This is a genomic window from Nonomuraea sp. NPDC003201, from assembly GCF_053590415.1.
In genome coordinates, this window is record NZ_JBSFTC010000061.1 from 27,582 (window position 1) to 46,441 (window position 18,860).

At 71.4% G+C, this 18,860-nt stretch carries 16 protein-coding genes and 1 pseudogene; 1 reads left to right on the forward strand and 16 read right to left on the reverse strand.

Annotated features, from left to right (window positions below; all coding sequences use genetic code 11):
* Nucleotides 1-71 precede the first annotated feature (71 nt).
* From ACWDX9_RS22655 to ACWDX9_RS22675, 5 genes are all read right to left on the reverse strand, one after another.
* Nucleotides 72-812 carry a hypothetical protein gene (locus tag ACWDX9_RS22655; RefSeq protein WP_449957051.1) on the reverse strand — a complete coding sequence of 247 codons (741 nt, stop codon included), beginning with the start codon at nt 810-812 and terminating at the stop codon, nt 72-74.
* Nucleotides 813-2,722: 1,910 nt separating this feature from the next.
* On the reverse strand, nt 2,723-3,427 hold the full coding sequence (locus ACWDX9_RS22660) for a VIT1/CCC1 transporter family protein (RefSeq protein WP_449891907.1): 705 nt from the start codon (nt 3,425-3,427) through the stop codon (nt 2,723-2,725).
* Nucleotides 3,424-4,527: a prolipoprotein diacylglyceryl transferase gene (lgt, locus tag ACWDX9_RS22665; RefSeq protein ID WP_449957052.1), complete on the reverse strand. Its 1,104-nt coding sequence runs from the start codon at nt 4,525-4,527 to the stop codon at nt 3,424-3,426. Before lgt ends, ACWDX9_RS22660 begins: the two co-directional genes overlap by 4 nt.
* 110 nt (nt 4,528-4,637) lie before the next feature.
* Nucleotides 4,638-5,396 (reverse strand): DsbA family protein, encoded by a 759-nt coding sequence (locus ACWDX9_RS22670; RefSeq protein ID WP_449957054.1) that lies wholly within the window; start codon nt 5,394-5,396, stop codon nt 4,638-4,640.
* The gene (locus ACWDX9_RS22675; RefSeq protein WP_192792298.1) at nt 5,383-5,868 is read right to left on the reverse strand and encodes a MauE/DoxX family redox-associated membrane protein; all 486 of its coding nucleotides are present in this window, start codon (nt 5,866-5,868) and stop codon (nt 5,383-5,385) included. Before ACWDX9_RS22675 ends, ACWDX9_RS22670 begins: the two co-directional genes overlap by 14 nt.
* Nucleotides 5,869-6,043: 175 nt before the next feature.
* On the opposite strand from ACWDX9_RS22675, the gene ACWDX9_RS22680 reads away from it, so the two are divergent.
* The gene (locus ACWDX9_RS22680) at nt 6,044-6,613 is read left to right on the forward strand and encodes a TetR/AcrR family transcriptional regulator (RefSeq protein ID WP_449957056.1); all 570 of its coding nucleotides are present in this window, start codon (nt 6,044-6,046) and stop codon (nt 6,611-6,613) included.
* A 39-nt stretch (nt 6,614-6,652) separates the two neighbouring features.
* Here ACWDX9_RS22680 and ACWDX9_RS22685 read toward each other — a convergent pair whose 3' ends face one another.
* The 11 genes and pseudogenes from ACWDX9_RS22685 to ACWDX9_RS22735 all read right to left on the reverse strand — a co-directional run.
* The gene (locus tag ACWDX9_RS22685; protein WP_449957058.1) at nt 6,653-10,537 is read right to left on the reverse strand and encodes an endo-alpha-N-acetylgalactosaminidase family protein; all 3,885 of its coding nucleotides are present in this window, start codon (nt 10,535-10,537) and stop codon (nt 6,653-6,655) included.
* Between the two features lie 136 nt (nt 10,538-10,673).
* The gene (gene trpA / locus ACWDX9_RS22690; RefSeq protein WP_397366082.1) at nt 10,674-11,468 is read right to left on the reverse strand and encodes a tryptophan synthase subunit alpha; all 795 of its coding nucleotides are present in this window, start codon (nt 11,466-11,468) and stop codon (nt 10,674-10,676) included.
* Nucleotides 11,469-11,541: 73 nt separating this feature from the next.
* On the reverse strand, nt 11,542-12,747 hold the full coding sequence (gene trpB, locus ACWDX9_RS22695) for a tryptophan synthase subunit beta (RefSeq protein ID WP_449957069.1): 1,206 nt from the start codon (nt 12,745-12,747) through the stop codon (nt 11,542-11,544).
* Between the two features lie 38 nt (nt 12,748-12,785).
* Entirely contained in the window at nt 12,786-13,625 is an 840-nt protein-coding gene (gene trpC, locus ACWDX9_RS22700) for an indole-3-glycerol phosphate synthase TrpC (protein WP_192792295.1), read from the reverse strand.
* A gap of 130 nt (nt 13,626-13,755) precedes the next feature.
* A complete protein-coding gene (locus tag ACWDX9_RS22705) occupies nt 13,756-14,187 on the reverse strand; it encodes a DUF2752 domain-containing protein (protein WP_449957060.1) in 432 nt (143 codons plus the stop codon).
* Nucleotides 14,188-14,210: 23 nt separating this feature from the next.
* The gene (locus ACWDX9_RS22710) at nt 14,211-14,765 is read right to left on the reverse strand and encodes a CD225/dispanin family protein (RefSeq protein ID WP_449957062.1); all 555 of its coding nucleotides are present in this window, start codon (nt 14,763-14,765) and stop codon (nt 14,211-14,213) included.
* Nucleotides 14,766-14,925: 160 nt separating this feature from the next.
* Complete coding sequence (locus tag ACWDX9_RS22715) at nt 14,926-15,561, reverse strand: DUF4190 domain-containing protein (protein ID WP_449957063.1); 636 nt, start codon at nt 15,559-15,561, stop codon at nt 14,926-14,928.
* 111 nt (nt 15,562-15,672) lie between these two features.
* A complete protein-coding gene (locus tag ACWDX9_RS22720; protein WP_449957065.1) occupies nt 15,673-16,275 on the reverse strand; it encodes a Trp biosynthesis-associated membrane protein in 603 nt (200 codons plus the stop codon).
* An 8-nt stretch (nt 16,276-16,283) separates the two neighbouring features.
* On the reverse strand, nt 16,284-16,631 hold the full coding sequence (gene hisI, locus ACWDX9_RS22725; protein ID WP_185073053.1) for a phosphoribosyl-AMP cyclohydrolase: 348 nt from the start codon (nt 16,629-16,631) through the stop codon (nt 16,284-16,286).
* Nucleotides 16,632-16,699: 68 nt separating this feature from the next.
* A complete protein-coding gene (locus tag ACWDX9_RS22730) occupies nt 16,700-18,481 on the reverse strand; it encodes an ABC transporter ATP-binding protein (RefSeq protein WP_449957067.1) in 1,782 nt (593 codons plus the stop codon).
* Nucleotides 18,478-18,765: pseudogene (locus tag ACWDX9_RS22735) on the reverse strand (ABC transporter ATP-binding protein); the annotation flags it as partial. The pseudogene ACWDX9_RS22735 and the gene ACWDX9_RS22730, both read right to left, overlap by 4 nt.
* Nucleotides 18,766-18,860: the final 95 nt, after the last annotated feature.

Genomic DNA, 18,860 nt, shown 5'->3' on the forward strand with positions numbered 1-18,860 from the left:
CTCGGCGATCGTGACGACGTCACGGGACCGGTGCCAGGGGCGGGTGTTGTTCGGGGGTAGGTGGTTCGGCATCAGGAGGACGGTCCGGTGATCGTGACGACGCGGCGGTAGACGGCCTTCTCCGCGCCGCGCAGCGCCAGAGTGAGTGAGACGAAGTCGTCCTTGGGGCCGGGATCCGCGCCGTCGGTCTTCCCCAGCCACACCAGGCCGACATAGTGGCCGAGGGCGTAGCCGCCCGCCTCGGAGTAGCCGCCGGCGGGGAAGGCGGCCTTGGCGGACTCCAGGGGACGCGTCCAACCGCCCCGGTAAAGCGTCTTCAACGACTCCACCAGGCCGGCGGCCGACTTGCCGTCCTTGAGGTTGAGTAGCGTGTACTGGCCGATGTACCGGCCGTCGGAGCTCGCGTAGAGGCCGCGGGCGACTTGGGTACATCCGGCGTCCGACACCAGTTCGAGGAGGTTCGCGCCCCACAGCGCCGCCGAGCAGTCGGCGTCGAGTTTCTTGGTGACCAGCTTGAGCTTGAGCTTCTTGGACACGGCAAGCTCGCTCTGCCCGAACACCTCCTTCTCGGTCAGGGCCCGCTGGTCCTTGGCCCTGTCCGTGACGGGGTCGAACAGCTTGGGCGAGCCCCACCCTCGGAAGACGTGCGGGAGCGCTGTGTCCGGCGCGATCATGGAGGAGCCGGCCTGCCGCTGCGGGGAGTAGCCGCCGATGGAGTTGATGGCGACCACCAGCCCGGTCCCGCCCGCCAGCACGCCGACGATCGTGGCGATGATGACGATCAGCCGCTGCTGCTTGGGCCGCAAGCCCATGTGGGTGAGCAGCGGGAGTTGCCAGTCGGAAGGCGGCGGACGCCGTCGCGTACGCGAGAACTTCCCCGGCCGCCCGGCGCCATCGGCCTTCCCGTCGCGAGTCTCAGAAGTCGAAAATCCACCGTCGGCCCCGAAGTCCAATGGACCGTCGGCCAACCGGTCATCCTCGGCCCCGAGCACTGACCAACCGCCATCGGCGCCGGCCACCAATCGGCCACCTTCGGCGGCTGTTGCCGAGCGGCCACCTTCCGCCCCAGCCACCGAGCGACCGCCGTCGGTCTCAGCCGCCGAACGGCCGCCTTGGGCCGCCGCCGAACGACGACCGCGGCCTCCGGATGCCGAACGACCTCCATCGGTCTCGGCCGCCGAACGTCGGCCGCCGGCTCGGCGGGGTCGGGTCCCCTCGGTGACGGACCGCATACCGCTGACCGCCCAGTCACCACCGACCGCATCGGGTGCGGACTCGTCGCCGCCGGCCGCCCAGTTTCCAAGGTCGCCGTCTGCTGCCCAGTTTCCGCGGTCGCCGCCGCTCGCCGACTGGTCATCGGCGCCGTGGTTCGCCTTCGCTCGCCTGCGCCCGGAACGCCTTTCACCGCTCTTACCGGACGGCAGCCGCCCGCCGCCGGTCGCCTCGGCCAACAGCTGACCATCGTCGCCCTGGCCTCCGGCAGTCCAGCCGCCGGTGCCGACGCCAGCCCCGCCCGTGGCACCAGCGCCCGCCCCGCCAGCCGCACCAGGACCGCCGCCGCCAGTGGCACCAGGACCGGCACTGGCACCGGCACCGGGCCTACCCTCGTCGCCAGCGTGGCGGCCACCTGCACCCGGTGTCGGCTGGGCGTCGCCACTCGACTGCCAGCCACCGTCCGCGCCTGCCGCCGGCCAGCCGCCAGCTGCGTGGCCTCCACCGTCCGGGTCTACGGATGGCCGGGCGCGACCGGCCCGCCCGGAGTCGGCCGCGCCCGCAGACCGGCGACCACCGGCACGACGGCTGCCTCGCCCCTCCGACGCGGGCCGACCACCGCCGCCAGTACGGCCGGCGTCATCCGAGCCTGATGCCCGGCGCCCCCCGGCACCGCCGGTGTCCTGCGCCTCTCGAGCGGGCCAGCTGCCACCCGCGTCCTGGACATCCCGAGCAGGCCAACTACCACCCGTGTCCCGCAGGTTCCGCGCAGGCCAGCTGCCTCCCGCGTCCTGCACATCACGGGCCGGCCAGCTACCGCCCGCGTCCGGAACGTCCCGTGCCGGCCAGCTACCGCCGGTGTCCTGCACATCACGCGCCGGCCAACTGCCACCAGCGTCTTGAATGTCTCGCGCCGGCCAACTGCCACCAGCCGGGCCAGCGCCATCCGAACCCGCCGCCCGGCGACCACCAGCACGGCCGGCATCCCGCGCAGGCCAACTCCCGCTCGTGTCCTGCACATCACGGGCCGGCCAACTACCACCCGCGTCCTGCACATCACGCGCGGGCCAACTGGCACCAACCGGGCCAGCACCATCGGCACCCGCCGCCCGGCGACCACCAGCACGGCCGGCATCCTGCACATCCCGCGCGGGCCAGCTACCGCCGGCGTCCTGGACATCCCGAGCGGGCCAACTGGCACCGGCCGGGCCAGCACCATCCGAACCCACCGCCCGGCGACCACCAGCACGGCCGGCATCCCGCGCAGGCCAACTCCCGCTCGTGTCCTGCACATCACGGGCCGGCCAGCTACCACCGGCGTCCTGCACATCACGCGCAGGCCAACTACCGCCGGCCCGGCCGGCGGCGGCGTTCGGGTCTGGGGTCGGCTGGCCGGGGGTGGGGGTGTCCTGGTCTCTGCCGGGCGAGTGGCCGCCGCGGGTGCGGCCCGTGCCGTCCTGGCCGGAGGAGGATCTGCCGTGACCGCCTGAACCGGCTCTCCTGCGGGCCATCACAGGCCCGCCGCCCCGATCAGGTTGCCGAGGCCGAACGTGACCGCCGCGGCGATCACGCCCACCACGAGCTGGCGCAGCCCTGAGAACCACCAGCTGCGCGCCGTCACCGCCGAGACCAGCGCACCCGCCGCGAACAGGGCCACGCAGGACACCGCGGCCGACAGCGCCAGGTCCCTGGCGCCGAGCAGGTACGGCAGCAGGGGCAGCACAGCCCCCAGGCTGAACGACAGGAACGACGACACCGCGGCCACCACCGGTGAGGGCAGGTCGCCGGGGGCGACGCCCAGTTCGTTCTGGGCGTGGACCTCCAGCGCGCGGTCCGGGTTGCGGGAGATCTGCCTGGACACCTCGGCGGCCAGGCCGGGCTCCACGCCCTTGTCGACGAACGTCTGTGCCAGCTCCGCCTGCTCGTCGTCAGGGTGGCGGGCGAGCTCGCGCCGTTCCACGGCGATCTCGGCCTGGGCCAGCTCGCGCTGGCTGGCGACCGAGACGTACTCGCCGCCCGCCATGGACAGCGCGCCGGCGGCGAGCCCGGCGACGCCTCCGAGGGCGATGACCTTCGTGTTGGTCGTCCCGCCCGCGACACCCGCGATGAGCGCGAAGTTCGACACCAGGCCGTCCATCGCGCCGAACACCGAGGGCCGCAACCAGCCTCCGGTGACGTCGCGATGCTGGTGGTGGATCTCCGCGCGACCACTCATCGCGAGTTCTTCTCCTTCGTCACGACTTCGGCGTCAGATGCCTCTACCCCGTCGGCGGGGGTCACATCATCCGCCGGCGGCGGGGCATCCTTCGCTCCGTCGTCCTCGGCCTTCTCGGCCTGCTCAGGCTTCTCGGCCTTTTCGGCTGCCGGCGCCGGACCGTCCGTGACTTCTGTGACTTCCGCGTCCGTGGTCTTGTCGGTCTCCGGAGCCGGGTCGTCCGTGGCTTCGGGGTCCTTGGACGTATCGGCTGATGGTCGAGGGCTCGGATTGTCCTCGCCGTCGTCGGTCGAGGTGGTCTCCTGCGGGTCCTCGGAGTCGGCGTCCGCCTGGTCGGCGGGGTGAGCCGGGTCGGCCGGGGCCACGATCTCCACGCTGTCCCGGTTCCTGGACAGCCAGAAGTACGCCAGCGCCGCCACGAACAGCACGATCGACGTCCACTGGTTGATCCGCAGCCCGAGGAACGTCACCGCGTGGTCCACGCCGCCGACCGGGTCGATGCGCAGCCCTTCGATCCAGAAGCGGCCCAGCGTGTAGCCGGCGACGTAGAGGGCGAACAGCCGCCCGTGGCGCAGGGCGAAGCGCCGGCCCGCGAAGAGGAGCACGAAGCCGAGCGCTACGTCCCACAGCGACTCGTACAGGAAGGTCGGGTGGTAGAGCACCCCCGGCTCCCCCCCGTGGTCGGCGTCGATCTCCAGGCCCCACGGCAGCGTGGTCGGCGAGCCGTAGAGCTCCTGGTTGAACCAGTTGCCCCAGCGGCCGATGGCCTGGGCGAAGGCGATGCCGGGCGCGACCGTGTCGGCGACGGCGCTCATGGAGATGCCGCGTTTGCGCACGGCGAACCAGACGCCGAGCGCGCCGAGTGAGATCGCGCCCCAGATGCCGAGGCCGCCCTCCCAGATGAACAGCGCCTGGATGGGCTCCTTGATCGCGCGGCTGCCGAAGTAGGTCTGCCAGTCGGTGATGACGTGGTAGAGGCGGCCGCCGATCAGGCCGAAGATGACCGCGGGGACCGCGATGTCGACGATCGTCCCCTTCTGGCCACCGCGGGCCTGCCAGCGCCGCTCGCTCAGCCAGACGGCGACGATGACGCCGAGCACGATGCATAGCGCATAAGCCCGGATCGGGATGATTCCGAGATACCAGACCCCCTGGGAAGGGCTGGGAATCGAGGCAAGGGGCATGTCACGTGAGGGTAGCGGAAGAGAGACTACTTGGCCGCCTTCGTAATCGCTTCGCGCAGATCTTGCGGGCTGAAGAGTACGGGATTGTCGATTTCCTTGCCGTTCAGTTTCACCGTCGGCGTATGGTCGATCTTCTGCGCATCGATGATCTTCTTGCTGTACGAGAGCTGCGCGGCGGCGTGCTTCTGCGTGGCGACGCACTGGTCGAAGTCCGGCGCGGTCACCCCGGCCTGCTTGCCCCAGCTCTTCAGCTGGTCGACCGTGAAACCGGCCTCGGTCTCGGACGGCTGGTTCTGGTAGAGCAGGTCATGGAAGGCGACCCACTGCTTGCCGTCGGCGACACATCGGGCGGCACTGCCCGCGCGTACGGAGTTGGACTTGGTCGGCTCCTGGGAGAAGATCGTGATCGGGTGGTAGACGACCTTGGCCTTGCCCTCGGCGGCGAGGTTCTTGAAGGTCTGGCCGCTGACCCGCTCGAGCTCCTTGCAGGCGGGACACTGGAAGTCCTCGTAGATGTCGACCACGGGCCCGGCGACGCCCTGGTTGGCCATCACGACCGAGCCGTCGGGCTGCACCGTGACCGACGCGAGCGCTCCGGCGGCCTGCTCGGACTGCGAGTTGCTGGCCGCGTACCACCAGCCGAGCCCGACGGCGGCCACCGCGACCGCCCCGGCGGTCACGTACGTGGCGATGCGCCTGCGCCTTTCGCGCAGGCGTGCCTCGGCCTGCTGTTCCCTGATCTTCTCGCGCGCGCTCTTCGTCTTGGTGCGCTCAGCCTTGCTCATCGTCGTCATCCCCTTCAATACGATTGTCGCCCCCCAGTCCAAGGGCGCCGTCGAGCGCGAAACGGCCCGGCGGGAAACGCACCGCCCAGGCGCCGAGCAGCACGAGCCCGAAGTCGCGCAGGATGTCGAGCAAGTACGTCGGCTCCTCCCCTACCCCCAGCTGGCCGCCGCCACCGAAGCAGCCGCAGTCGATCCGCAGGCCGTGCGCCCAGGCCCAGGCGATGCCGAACACGAAGGCGAACATGAGCAGCCCGGCGATCACCGCGGCCACCCTGGTCAGCAGACCGACGACCAGCAGCAGGCCGACGACGATCTCCAGGATCGGCAGGGCGTAGCCCACCGTGACGGCGATCGATTCGGGCAGCAGCTGGTAAGCCTTGACCGCCACGACCGAATCGGCCGGGTTGCCGATCTTGAGCCCACCCGCCGCGATCAGCACCCCGCCCAGGACCAGCCGGGCGACGGTCGTCACCCAGGGTATCGCCGAGAACTCACCGCGTGACGATAGTGACGCGTCCACACGCCATCTCCTCTTTCTCTGCGCCGGGATGGGCACAGTATCGGGAATCCATATGACCACGCGGCGGATAAGCACCGGCTAAGCCGTGTTTCTTGCGGGAATTACGCAGTCAAGTAAAAATTTACGCATGCAAGTAACGGTCACGGGCTCCGCCAGACGGGCGCAGATCGTGACGGCGACCATCGCGACGATCGCCGAGCTCGGTTACCATCAGGCGTCGTTCGCCCGGATCGCCCGATCTGCCGGGCTCAGCAGCACGCGCCTGATCTCGTACCACTTCGCGGGCAAGGACGAGCTGATCGCCCAGGTGGTCGCGACGATCCAGGGGCGGCTTTCGGCGTTCATGACCGAGCGGGTGAGCACGCAGCGCACGGCCGGCGCGGCGCTGGAGACGTACATCCGCTCCCTGGCGGAGTACGTCAGCGAGCACCGCGCCGAGATGCGCGCCGCCACGGAGATCCTCATCAACCACCGCCCCGAGGCCACCGGCCTGTCGGCTCTGTCCCACCTCGAGCGGTTACTGGTCTGGGGGCAGGAGAGCGGCGAGTTCGGGGCGATCAACGTGCGGGTGACCGCGATGGCGGTCCAGCGCGCGCTGGACGGGCTGCCGTTCCTGCTGGAGGCCGACCCCGACGCGGACCCGGCCGAGTACGCCGACGGGCTGGCCGCGCTGTTCACCAGGGCGGTCCGGGCCTGAAGGGCCCGCTCAGCCGCACGCGAACCTGGCCGGGCCCGCTCAGCCGCACGTGAACCTGGCCTCCCCCCAGTCGGCGTGATCGTTGCCGTTCCCGTCGCCGCCGTCCCCGGCCACCAGGTCCACGTAACGGGCTCCGGCCAGGTCGGCGCTCAGCTCGTACGCCGCGTCGGCGGCCCGCAGGACCGGGCTGCGCGCCTTCTCCACCCCGTCCGCCACCACGGCGAACTGCACGGACCCCCGCGTGGCCTGCACGTCGTCGACCCCCACGAACGCCGTGAACCCCGTGCACGCGCCGCCCAGGTGGAAGCGGACCCTGGCCGGCGCGTGCGTGCCGAGCCCCTTGGCGAACGTCCGCCCGCCGATGACGATCGGCCCGCCGTCGGCCTCGCCGGTGTCGCCGTTGGACCGGTCGCGCTCCACCGGCCCCCAGCCGTTGTCCGCGGTGACCCACTCCAGGTCGCTGGCGTAGGCGTCCTCCGCGGGCGGCCGGGGCGGCGTGCGCACGGTCGCGGACGCGGTGAGCCGCTTCGCCACGCCGCCCACGGAGTAGCCCACAGCGGCCCCGAGCTCGTAGCTCCCGGAGGCGTCCACGGGCGGGGTGACCTGCCAGGTCGTGGTCAACTTGGCGCCCGGCTCCACGACGCCGGTCCCGTCGCCGGTGGCCGTCCACCCGTCCGGTACGTCCAGCGTCACCCGCACGTCCTGGGCCGTCGAGTCCTCGTGGTTCGTGAACGTGGTGACGACCTCGTTGGCCCTCCCCTGCTCCAAGACGCCCGCGGGCGCCACCTCCAGCGACCCGCACGCCTGCGCGTCCGGCGCCGCGCCGAGGTCGGTCACGGAGAAGTCGTCGAGGACGAAGTCGGCCCCGGCCTGCTCGGCCTTGAGCGAACGGAGCCCGACCCACACGTCCCCGCACCCCGCGACCACCCGCTCCCTGAACGTCCCCGTGGTCCGCCGCTCGGGGATGGGCGTGCGCCGGGTCTCGACGCCGGCGCCGCCCTTGTCGTAGCCGGTCACCCACTGGTACGCGTCCGCCTGCGCGCTCTGGTAGGCGAAGGACACCTCGTACGCGTGCCCCGGCTCGAACCGCGCGGTCCACGGCAGCGTGCGGTAGATGAGCCCCTGGCGCTCCTCGTGCGCCTTCAGCGACCAGTCGCCGTTCAGCACGTCGTCGATCGTCTTGCCGTTCCACCCGGCCTGCGTGTACGGCTCGTGCCGCTCGGACAGGTGCGTGCGCGCGTCGAACGACCCGCCCGCGTCCCCCTTCACGAACGGCCCCCAGCCGGGCTCGTTCGACTCGAACGTCTCCACGTCACCGGCCGGCTCCCGCTCGAACAGCCTCACATCGTCCACCCGCACGTCCCCGTCCGCGGCGGCGGCCGTGATCCGCAGGGTGGCCGACGTGCCGGGCGCGGTGAAGGTCACCTTGGCCCGCTGGAAGAAGGTGTCGTGCTTCTCGTCGGAGGCGATGTAGTTCCTGGCCGTGGACCGGCTGACCGTCACCGCCTGACCGGCGACCTCCAGGGTGGTCTCGCGGGTCCTGCCCGGCTCGACCTCGACGAAGGCGGAGGCGGTGTAGGTGCGGCCGGGCCGCAGGCCCGTCAGCCGCTGCTCCAGCCGCGCCCGCGCCCCGCCGCCGAGCAGCGCCACCCGCTGTCCCAGGTCGTTCTCGCGGACGCTCACGGGGCCCGTGACGGTCCATCCGGCGAGCCGGTCGCCGTTGAAGCCGGGGTCGCGCACGCCGCCACCCTGCCCCCAGCCCGGGTCCGGCTGCCGGGGTGCCTTGCCGGGGTAGAGCACGTACGGCACGCCCGCCTCGGCCCGCAACGTGATCTTCCCGTGCTCCGGGGTGACCGTGCCGACGGCCACGCGGCCCTGGCCGGTGAGCCGGTAGACGGTCATCGGCCGGTCGGCGTCCCAGGTCGTGACCCCTCCCGCCGGGTTGTAGTGGTAGTACCTGCCCTGCCACGGCAGCAGGTAGGTGCCCCCGTCGAGCACCTTGTGCCCGCCGGCGAACAGTTCGCGCCTCCCGTCCCGGTACGTGCCGCGCACGCCGCCGGTGAAGACGATCTCGTCCGCGTTCCAGTCCATGATCTTGTAGTGCTGCAGGAACTTGACCGGCAGGTTGTGCTCCCAGATGTTGCGGTAGAACGCGGTGAAGTCGTTCTTCGCCTGCCAGCCCTCGAACTCGACGATGCGGGCGTTGCCGAGGATCGGGTGGGCGTTCCAGACGTCCTTCTCGTCGTTGCGGATGAACCGGATGATCTGGGAGTTCAGCCCCTTGTTGGTGACCCCGCCGTAGTTGAGGTCGTTGGCCCAGTGGGACCACAGGGAGGCGCGTTCCAGCTTGTCCGACCACTCCGTGGTCACCTGCCAGCCCTGCTCGCGCAGCTCGGCCAGCATGCGGTCGGCGACCCAGCCGAACGGCCTGAACACGTCCACGTACAGCACCGCGAGGTTGCGGTCGGTCTCGGCGCGCAGCTGCGCGAAGCGCCCGGCCAGGGTGCCCCTGGTGAGGTCGCCGCGCTGGTCGATCAGGTACGCCTGGTCGAGCCAGTTCCAGCCCTTGGCGGCCTTGTCGACGAGCTGCTCGCTGAAGCTCCTGGCCTCGGGGTAGGACTCGGTGGCGTTGACGTGCACGCCGAACGTGGCGTTCCAGCCCTTGCCGGCCTTGAGCAGCGTGTTCAGGTCCTTCAGCCCGCCCGCGCGCCGGTTGTAGTTGCCGCCGTAGTCGGGGTGCGCCGCGTCGTGGCCCTCCGACTGGTAGCCCTTGAGCAGCGCGAGCTGCCCGAGGCCGTCGGTGGCCAGCGAGATGCGCTTGACGTCGTCCAGGGTGCGCAGGAACGGGTGCGTGGCCTGGCTGGAGAAGTTGAACGGGATGTGCGTGACCACGCGGTCCCTGGTCCGTTCGGCGCCGGGGGCCTTGACGGCGACGGCCCTGAACGCCACCGCGCCGTCCTGCCAGTCGAGCGCCCCGTCGCCGTTGGCGTCGGGCGTGATCACGACCTTGGCCCAGGGCGGCTCCTCGGTGAACGGCGAGCCGGTCGCGCGGTGCGTCCACTGGCCGCTCCACACGCCCACGGTGACCGTGCCGCCGGCGTCCTTCCTGGCCTGGTGCCAGAGCCTGGCGGCGTCCCGGTCGGTGACGCCCGAGGGGCGGTCGTAGGTGGAGTTCGTCTCGATCGCGGCGGCCAGCCGGTCGGTGTTCACGATCGCGTACGTGGCCCCGACCGGGCCATCGTCGGGCACGGTGCCCGGCGTGACCTGGGCGAAGACGTCGGCGGTGCGGGTGGAGTTGGGATCCAGCCGGGTGAACGCGGTCGCCGCGCCCGGCTGCGCGCTCGACACCGACACCAGGTCATGGCCGGGCAGGTCGATGGTGTTGACGCGGAACGCCTCGGTGTCGGCCACCGAGTCGATCCGGAACGTCGTCACCCGGCCCTTGACCCCGATGCTCGCCCCGAGCGCGACGCCGCCGAGATCGGGGAAGGTCAGCCGGTAGCGGGCGGTCGCGCCGTCGTTCCCGGTCAGCGCCACGGTGGCGGCTCGCGCCTGGCCGTTGAGGACGACGGCGGGCACGCCCGCGCTGCCCCCGAGCGTGGCGCCGCTCGCCCGGTCGGTGTAGCCCAGGACACGCGGGAAGTCGGGGTCGAGCTCCACGCGCAGCGCCGGGGACGAGATCGCGATCGGGCGGGCCACCCGCGCGGGCCTGGGCGGCTCGTTCTGCGCGGTGGGGCTGGGCGGGGGTGTCCCGGTGAGCGGCGTCTCCGGGGACGGCAACGCGTACGTCGGGGTGGGTTCCGGGCTTGCAGACGCCGGTTCGGGGCCTACCGACGCCGGGGCAGGACCGGCGGACGCCGGGGCGGTCATGGCCGTGACCGCGAGTACGAGGGCCGCTGCGAACGTGAGAGGGCTGGGACGCATCGGTGTCCTTTCGGGGTCGTGCGTCACACCGCTTCGGGGCCCCGATCATCACCCGCCCCGGACCGCACGCCAAGGACCTACGCGCCAGATCCTTGCACCAATCCCGAAATTTCGTCACATAGGCGGTAAAGCGCCCTTACCGGCGGACCCCCTGGGCCATGTCCCTGGCCAGGGCTCCGATGGAGGACCGGCCCTCGGCCTCGTCGGACGCGTCGAGGATGCGGCGGATGAACGCCGACCCCACGATCACCCCGTCGGCGTAGGTCGCCACCTCGGCCGCCTGCGCGCCCGTGCCCACGCCGAGGCCCACGCACACCGGCAGGTCCGTGTGCGCCCGGGTCCGCTCGACCAGGCCCTCGGCGGCGACGTTGACGCTCTCCCTGGCGCCGGTGACGCCCATCAGCGAGGCCGCGTACACGAAGCCCGTGCAGCAGTCGACGACGGCCTTGATGCGCTGCTCGGTCGAGCTCGGCGCCACCAGGAACACCGTGTCGATGCCCGCGGACGCGGACGCCGCCCGCCACGGCTCCGACTCCTCGGGCGTCAGGTCGGGCGTGATCGTGCCCACGCCGCCCGCGTTGGCGAGGTCGCGGGCGAACCGCTCGGCGCCGTACTTGTCGATGGGGTTCCAGTAGGTCATGACGAGCGTGGCGGCACCGGTGGCGGCGACGCCCTCGACCGTGCGCAGCACGTCGGCGATGCGCGTGCCGTTGACCAGCGAACGGTGCACCGCGTCCTGGATCGTCGGCCCGTCCATCAGCGGGTCGGAGTAGGGCAGGCCGATCTCGATGACGTCGCAGCCGGCCTCGACCAGGGCCGCAGCCGCGGCGACGTCGCCGCCCTTGGAGGGGAAGCCCGCGGGCAGGTAGCCGACGAGCGCGGCCCGGTTGTCCGCCTTCGCCTTTGCGAAAACCGTCTGAAGAGTCGTCATGTCTGTCCGTTTCGAAGGTCGAGTCCCACCAGTTATCCCCCGGCGCGGGACCCCACGCCGGGGTGGCGGCTCGTCAGAGGTTGAAGTATTTCATCGCCGTGCCCATGTCTTTGTCGCCGCGGCCGGAGAGGTTGACCAGGATGGTCGCCTCGGGGCCGAGCTCGCGGCCCAGCTCCAGCGCGCCCGCCAGGGCGTGGGAGGACTCGATGGCCGGGATGATGCCCTCGGTCCTGGCCAGCAGCGAGAACGCGGCCATCGCCGCGTCGTCGGTGACGCCGTGGTAGGTGGCGCGGCCCGAGTCCTTCAGCCAGGCGTGCTCGGGGCCGACGCCCGGGTAGTCGAGCCCGGCCGAGATCGAGTGGGACTCGATGGTCTGGCCCTCGTCGTCCTGCAGCACGTACGTGCGCGAGCCGTGCAGCACGCCGATCGAGCCGGCGGTGAGCGTGAGCGCGTGCTCGCCGGACTCCAGGCCGCGCCCGGCGGCCTCGTAGCCGTGCAGCTGGACGTCCTTGTCGCCGAGGAAGGCGTGGAAGATGCCGATCGCGTTGCTGCCGCCGCCGACCGCCGCGCACACCGCGTCGGGCAGGCCGCCGGTCAGCTCCTGGATCTGGCGGCGGGCCTCGACGCCGATGATGCGCGCGAAGTCGCGGACGATCTCGGGGAACGGGTGCGGCCCCGCGATCGTGCCGAACAGGTAGTGGGTGGAGTCGACGTTGGTCACCCAGTCGCGGAACGCCTCGTTGATGGCGTCCTTCAGCGTCTGGGAGCCGTTGGTCACCGGCACCACGGTGGCGCCGAGCAGCTTCATCCTGGCGACGTTGAGCGCCTGGCGCTCGCAGTCGACCGCGCCCATGTAGATCACGCACTCCAGGCCGAGCAGGGCGGCCGCGGTGGCGGTGGCCACGCCGTGCTGGCCCGCGCCGGTCTCGGCGATCACGCGCTTCTTGCCCAGCCGCTTGGTCAGCAGGGCCTGGCCGAGCACGTTGTTGATCTTGTGAGCGCCGGTGTGGGTGAGGTCCTCACGCTTGAGCACGATCCTGGCGCCGCCGGCGTGCTCGCTGAAGCGCGGCACGTCGGTCAGCGTGGTCGGCCGGCCCGCGTACGTGCGCAGCAGATGGTCGAACTCCCGCAGGAACTCCGGGTCGTTCCTGGCCTTCTCGTAGACCGCGGCCACCTCGTCGAGCGCCGGGATGAGCGCCTCGGGGACGAACCGGCCGCCGAAGATGCCGAACTTGCCGTGCACATCTGGGTCGTCGCCGAGCGGGCCGTTGCCCGTCAGGTCGGCGGCGGTCAGGATGGAGCCTTCGTGTGCCACTGCTATCCCTCTGCTGAGTGGTCGGGGCGCGTCGCTGGATGGGCGCCGGCGGTCACCAGGGCCTCCACTGCCTTGCGCGGGTCCTTGCCGGTGACCAGGCTCTCCCCGACCAGGACGGCGTCGGCGCCGGCCCTGGCATAGGCGAGCAGGTCGTGCGGGCCGCGCACGCCCGACTCGGCAATCTTGATCACATTATCGGGGATCTTGGGCGCCAGCTTCGTGAAGACCTCGCGATCGACTTCGAGTGTCTTGAGGTTGCGCGCGTTGATCCCGATGACCCGGGCACCGGCGGCGACCGCCCGCTCGAGCTCCTCCTCGGTGTGCACCTCGACCAGCGGGGTGAGCCCGATCGACTCGGCCCGCTCGATCAGCGACACCAGCGCCTCCTGCTCCAGGCAGACGACCATCAGCAGCGCCAGGTCGGCGCCGTGGGCCCGGGCCTCCCAGAGCTGGTAGGAGGTCAGGATGAAGTCTTTGCGCAGGATCGGGATGTCGACCCGGGCGCGAACCGCCGCCAGGTCCTCGAGGCTGCCGCCGAACTTGCGCCGCTCGGTCAGCACGCTGATGACGTGGGCGCCGCCCTCTTCGTAGTCGGCCGCCAGCGCGGCCGGGTCGGCGATGGCGGCCAGCGCGCCCTTGGACGGGCTCGACCGCTTGACCTCGGCGATCACCGAGATCCTGTCGCCCCCGAGCGCGGCCATGGCGTCTCTGGGCGCGTGGGCGCGCTCGGCCCGCCGCTTGAGCTCGTCAATGGACACGGCCTGCTGACGTGCGGCGAGGTCGGCGCGCACCCCGTCGAGGATGTCGTCGAGGACACTCGGCCCTTCCGTCCGCTCACTCACGCGCTTGAGGTCCCTCCGGTCGACTGTGGGGGCGGCGGAGAGTTCGCGTCGCGTCCGCTCTCTGCCTTGTCCTGCGATGGTATCGGCCCGCACGGGGTCACCTCACCACAGGCCCCCCGGCTGGGAGTCCCTACGGAGCGAGGAACGCCCCGAACGGCAGGTTACGTACGACCCAGTAGACCACGACGAGGGCGAGGAACGCCCACAGCCACGCCGGATGGGCGAGCGTGGTGCGTCTCGGCCTGCCCTGCCAGGCGCGTACGACCCATCTCCCCCACCAGAACAGCAGGAACGGCATCATGGCCACGGCGAGAGGGTTCATCCCGAGCGCGGTGGCCGGGTCGAGATGGGCGAGCGCGTGGATGGTCCGCAGCGTGCCGCAGCCCGGGCAGTAGAGGTGGGTGAGCGCCAGGAACGGGCAGGTCGGGTAGTGGCCCGGCTGGTTGGGGTCCACCATCCCGACGAACGCGAACACGGCGCCCGTCACGCCCGCAACACCGAGCGGCGCGAGCAGGCCCTTGAGGCGCGCCGCGCCGCGCCACTCGGTTGTTGCGATGCTCATGCTCTCAGTATCCGCCTTCCGGCTCAGTAGCTCGAGCTCGGGACACTGGCGGCCAGGAGGACGAACACCACCACGTAGAAGAGGATGACCAGCACCCACCAGATGATGCCCGCGATCAACGACCGCTTCCACCAGGTCTTGGCCTCCTCGCTCGCCAGCGCGGCACCCTGGAAGTCGCCGACCTGCCACTTCGAGTTGACCTGCGAAGACTTGACGATCGACACGATGCCCAGGGGAAGGCAGCAGAACAGGGTGGTCAGGATGGCCGCGACCAGGTGGTTGTCCGGCGGGTTGCCACCGGCCGGGGGCTGCTGGCCGTAACCGTAGCCACCGCCGCTCGGAGGCTGCTGGCCGTAGCCGCCACCGCTGGGGGGCTGCTGGCCGTAGCCGCCACCGCTGGGGGGCTGCTGGCCGTAACCACCGCCGTAGCCACCGCCACTCGGGGGCTGCTGGCCATAGCCACCGCCGCCGCTCGGAGGCTGCTGGCCGTAGCCGCCACCGCTCGGGGGCTGCTGGCCATAACCGCCGCCGGGCGGCTGCGAGCCGTAGCCGCCGTCGCCCTGATTGCCGTAACTCATGAAGGACCTCTCATGTTGTTATTCGTGGCAAGTTGCGCGCGGCAGCCTAGCGAGGATACGCCCCCTACGTGGAAGAACGTCCATTTTGCGGACAATTCGTAATCGGACCGCAAGCGGCTCGTCACGGTCCGGCCACACTCGCGGAGGGTTACCGGCCGGTTCAGTAGTCGTACGAGGACGACGTGGCGGCGGCGCTGAGCCCGATCATCGACAGGATGAGCCCGCCGAAGATGAGCCAGCACAGCACCCAGATCACGACGGTGATGTAGGACGTGACCAGACCGCCGACGGCCATGCCCGAGCCCTCCTCGCCGGTCTTCTTGATCCGGTTGAGGGCGATGTGGCCGAGGATCACGCCCGGGATGCTGGTGACCCCGCAGAAGATCAGGCCGATGATGCCCAGGACGAGCGAGGCCACCGCCATGCCGTTGGTGGACCTGGGCTGCTGGGGCGGCGCGCCGTAGCCGTAGCCCTGCTGGCCGTAACCCTGCTGACCATAGGCCTGCTGGCCGTAGCTGGGGGGCTGCTGGCCGTAGCCGCCGGCGCTCGGGGGCTGCTGGCCGTAGCCGAGCGGCTCCTGCGGATAGCTGGGCGGCTGCTCCCCGTACCCGCCCTGGCTGGGGGGCTGCTGCCCGTAACCCCCGCCCCCGGTCGGGGGCTGCTGCCCGTACCCACCCCCGTAGCTGGGCGGCTGCTGGCCGTAACCGCCGCCGCCGCTGGGGGGCTGCTGGCCGTACCCACCGCCGGGCTGCTGCGCGCCGTAGCCGCCGCCGCTGCCCTGATCCCCGTAGCTCATGCGCCTGGCTCCTAAGTGTTCGTGGCGAGTTGCAACGGCAGCTTATTGAGGAAACGTTTGCCAAGCAGACAGAGGTTCAGAACAGTAAAGAAATCGTCATAGCGCGGAGAGTCAGCGGGAGTCGGTGGGGTCGTCGCCGCGGTCGAGCGCGTCCCACAGCGCCCGGTCGTCCTTGACCTCGGCGCGGGCCTTGCCGGCGCCCTCATTGGCGCCCTCATTGGCGCCCCCGTCGGCGCCCGGCTCGGTGCCCCTGTCGTAGCGCGCCGACATCCCCGCCCACCTGCCGCCGCGCACGATCGCGACGATCCCACCGACGATCACCAGGACCGCTCCGGCGGCGGTGACCGCCGGCCAGAGCGGGGCGGCCTCCCAGGGGAGGTCGGCGGCGCCGCGCAGGACGTTCTGCTCGCGCAGCCAGCCGGTGACGGTGTCGCCGCCGAGCGCCGTCCACGTCCCGGCCGCCGCGCCCGCCCCGCACAGGGCGACCAGCGCCCCGACGACGCGGCGCCCCGCGCCCTTGGTGGCCAGCACGGCCACCACCCCGGCCAGCGCGGCCAGGGCGACGGGGGTCAGGACGGGGCTGAGCTCGGCTCCGGTGGGCGCGGCCACGCCCGCCTCCAGGATCCGCACCCAGGCCCGGCTCGCGCCGAACAGCACGAGCACGCATCCGAGGACTGTCGCCCCCAGCCAGCTCCACAGCTCTCTGTGCCCCATGCGGCCTGCTATCCGAGCGGGATCTCGAGCTGGTCGGCGTCGAAGCACGTGCGGTCTCCGGTGTGGCACGCGCCGTCGACCTGGTCGACCTTGACGAGGACGGCGTCGCCGTCGCAGTCGAGGGCCACCGCCTTGACGTGCTGGACGTGGCCGGAGGTGTCGCCCTTCACCCAGAGCTCGGCGCGGCTGCGGGACCAGTAGGTGGCCCGGCCGGTGGTGAGCGTCCGATGCAGCGCCTCGTCGTTCATCCAGGCCAGCATGAGCACCTCGCCGGTGTCGTACTGCTGGGCGATGGCGGCGACCAGGCCGTCGGCGTCGCGCTTCAACCGCGCGGCGATCTTGGGGTCAAGGGACATGCGTCCATTCAACCAGCCTGCCCGCGTGCCCGGTTTATCGGGCACGCGGGCAGGGACGTCACGTTCGGTCAGGAGCGGGCCGCGGAGATCCACGACGCGTGCAGGTCGGCGTACACGCCGGGCTCCCCCACCAGCTCGGCGTGCGGGCCGCGCTGCACCAGGCGGCCCGCGTCGAAGACCAGGACCTCGTCGGCGTTCTCCGCCGTCGACAGGCGGTGCGCGATCGAGACCGCCGTACGGCCCCGCGTCACGCCCTCCAGCGCCCGCGCCAGCCGTACCTCCGTGGCCGGGTCCACCGCCGAGGTGGCCTCGTCCAGCAGGAGCAGGTCGGGGTCGGCCAGGTACGCCCGCGCCAGGGCGACGAGCTGCCGCTCGCCCGCAGAGAGGGACTCGCCGCGCTGGCCCACGGGGGTGTCCAGCCCGGCGGGCAGGCCCTCCAGCCAGTCGGCCAGGCCCAGCTCGGTCATCGCGAGCCGGATCTCCTCGGTGGTGGCCGACGGCTTGCCGTAGCGGACGTTCTCCTCCAGCGTCCCGTCGAACAGGAAGCCGTCCTGCGGCACCATGACGATCCGCTCGCGCAGCGAGGAGAAGCGGACGTCGCGCAGGTCGTGGCCGTCCACCGTGACGCGGCCCGCGCCCGGGTCCATGAGGCGGGTCAGGAGCTTGGCGAACGTGGTCTTGCCCGACCCCGTCTCCCCCACCACGGCGACCCGCGAGCGCGGCGGGATGTCCACGGTGACCTCGCGCAGCACGGGCGCGCCGCCGGGGTAGGAGAAGTGCACGTTCTCGAAGGCGACCGAGATGGGGCCGCGGGGCAGCGTCACGCCCTGGTCGCCGGGGTCGGCCACGTCGGCCGGCGTGTCGAGCACGCCCAGGATGCGGCGCCAGCCGGCGATGGCGTTCTGGGCCTCGTTCAGCACCTCGGTGGCCGTCTGCAGCGGCGAGACGAACAGCGTCACCAGGAACAGGAACGCCACCAGCTGCCCCTGCGTGATGTCGCCCGACAGGCCGAGCCGCACGCCGAGCAGCACGATCGCGCCGATGGCGACGGCGGCCACGATCTCGGTCAGAGGGAAGACGAAGCCGACGATGGTCTGCGCCCTGACCTGGGCGCGGCGGTTGGCGTTCACGGCGGTGTCGATGCGCTCGGCGGTGCGGCCCTCGGAGGCGTACGCCCTGATGACGGTGGCCCCGACGACGGACTCGCTGACCGCCGCCAGCATGTCGCCGGTGCGCTCGCGCACGATCGTGTACGCCCGCGACAGCAGGCGCTGGAAGCGCGGCAGCGCGATCATCAGCGGGATGAAGCACGCCCAGACGAGCAGGGTGAGCTGCCAGGAGTAGACGAACATGAGCACGGTCGCCACGAACAGCTGCCCGAACGCCACGATGATCATCAGCCCGCCCCACTGCATGAACGCGCTGATCTGGTCGATGTCGTTGGTGACGCGCGAGACCAGGGAGCCGCGCCGCTCGGTGTTCTGGGTGAGCACCGACAGGTCGTGCACGTGGCGGAAGCCGCGCACGCGCAGCGTCGCCAGGGACGACTCGGTGGCCTTGTAGAGGCGGACGTTCATGATGTACGCGGCCAGGGCCGTGAGCAGCACCGCGGCCGCGCATATAAGAACAGCCTTGGTGATGTACGGAATGTCCGGCGAGCCGCCCTTGAGCCCCGTGTCGATCGTCTGCTGGACCGCGATCGGCACGATGATCTTGCCGATGGTCGCGACGACGGCCAGCGCCAGCGTGCCCGCCAGCCCCTTGCGGAACTCGGGCGTGAGCGAGAGGCCATGCCGGATCGTGGCGAGCGCGGAACGTTCAGAGTTGCCCTGGATGCTCTGCGCCGTCATGCGCTGACCCCTTCTTCCTCTTCTGCCTGCAGGTCGATGGCGGCGCGCTCGGCTTCCTCGCGCTCGTAGGCGGTCACCAGGTTGCGGTAGCCCTCGCAGCGTTCCAGCAGCTCCTCGTGCGGGCCCCGGTCCACGACCCGGCCGTGGTCGAGGAAGACCACCTCGTCGGCCAGGGCGATCGTGGCCATCCGGTAGGCGACGACCACGACGGTCGAGGACTCGGCCGCGTCCCGCAGCCCGTACAGGATCCTGGCCTCGACCTGCGGGTCCACGCTGGAGGTGGCTGGGCCTGCTCGCCCTCTTCTCCGGCTCCTCCTTCGCCGGCCAGTGGGAGACGAGGCTGAAGTTCGTCAACGTCGAGTCGTTCGGCAAGCAGGAC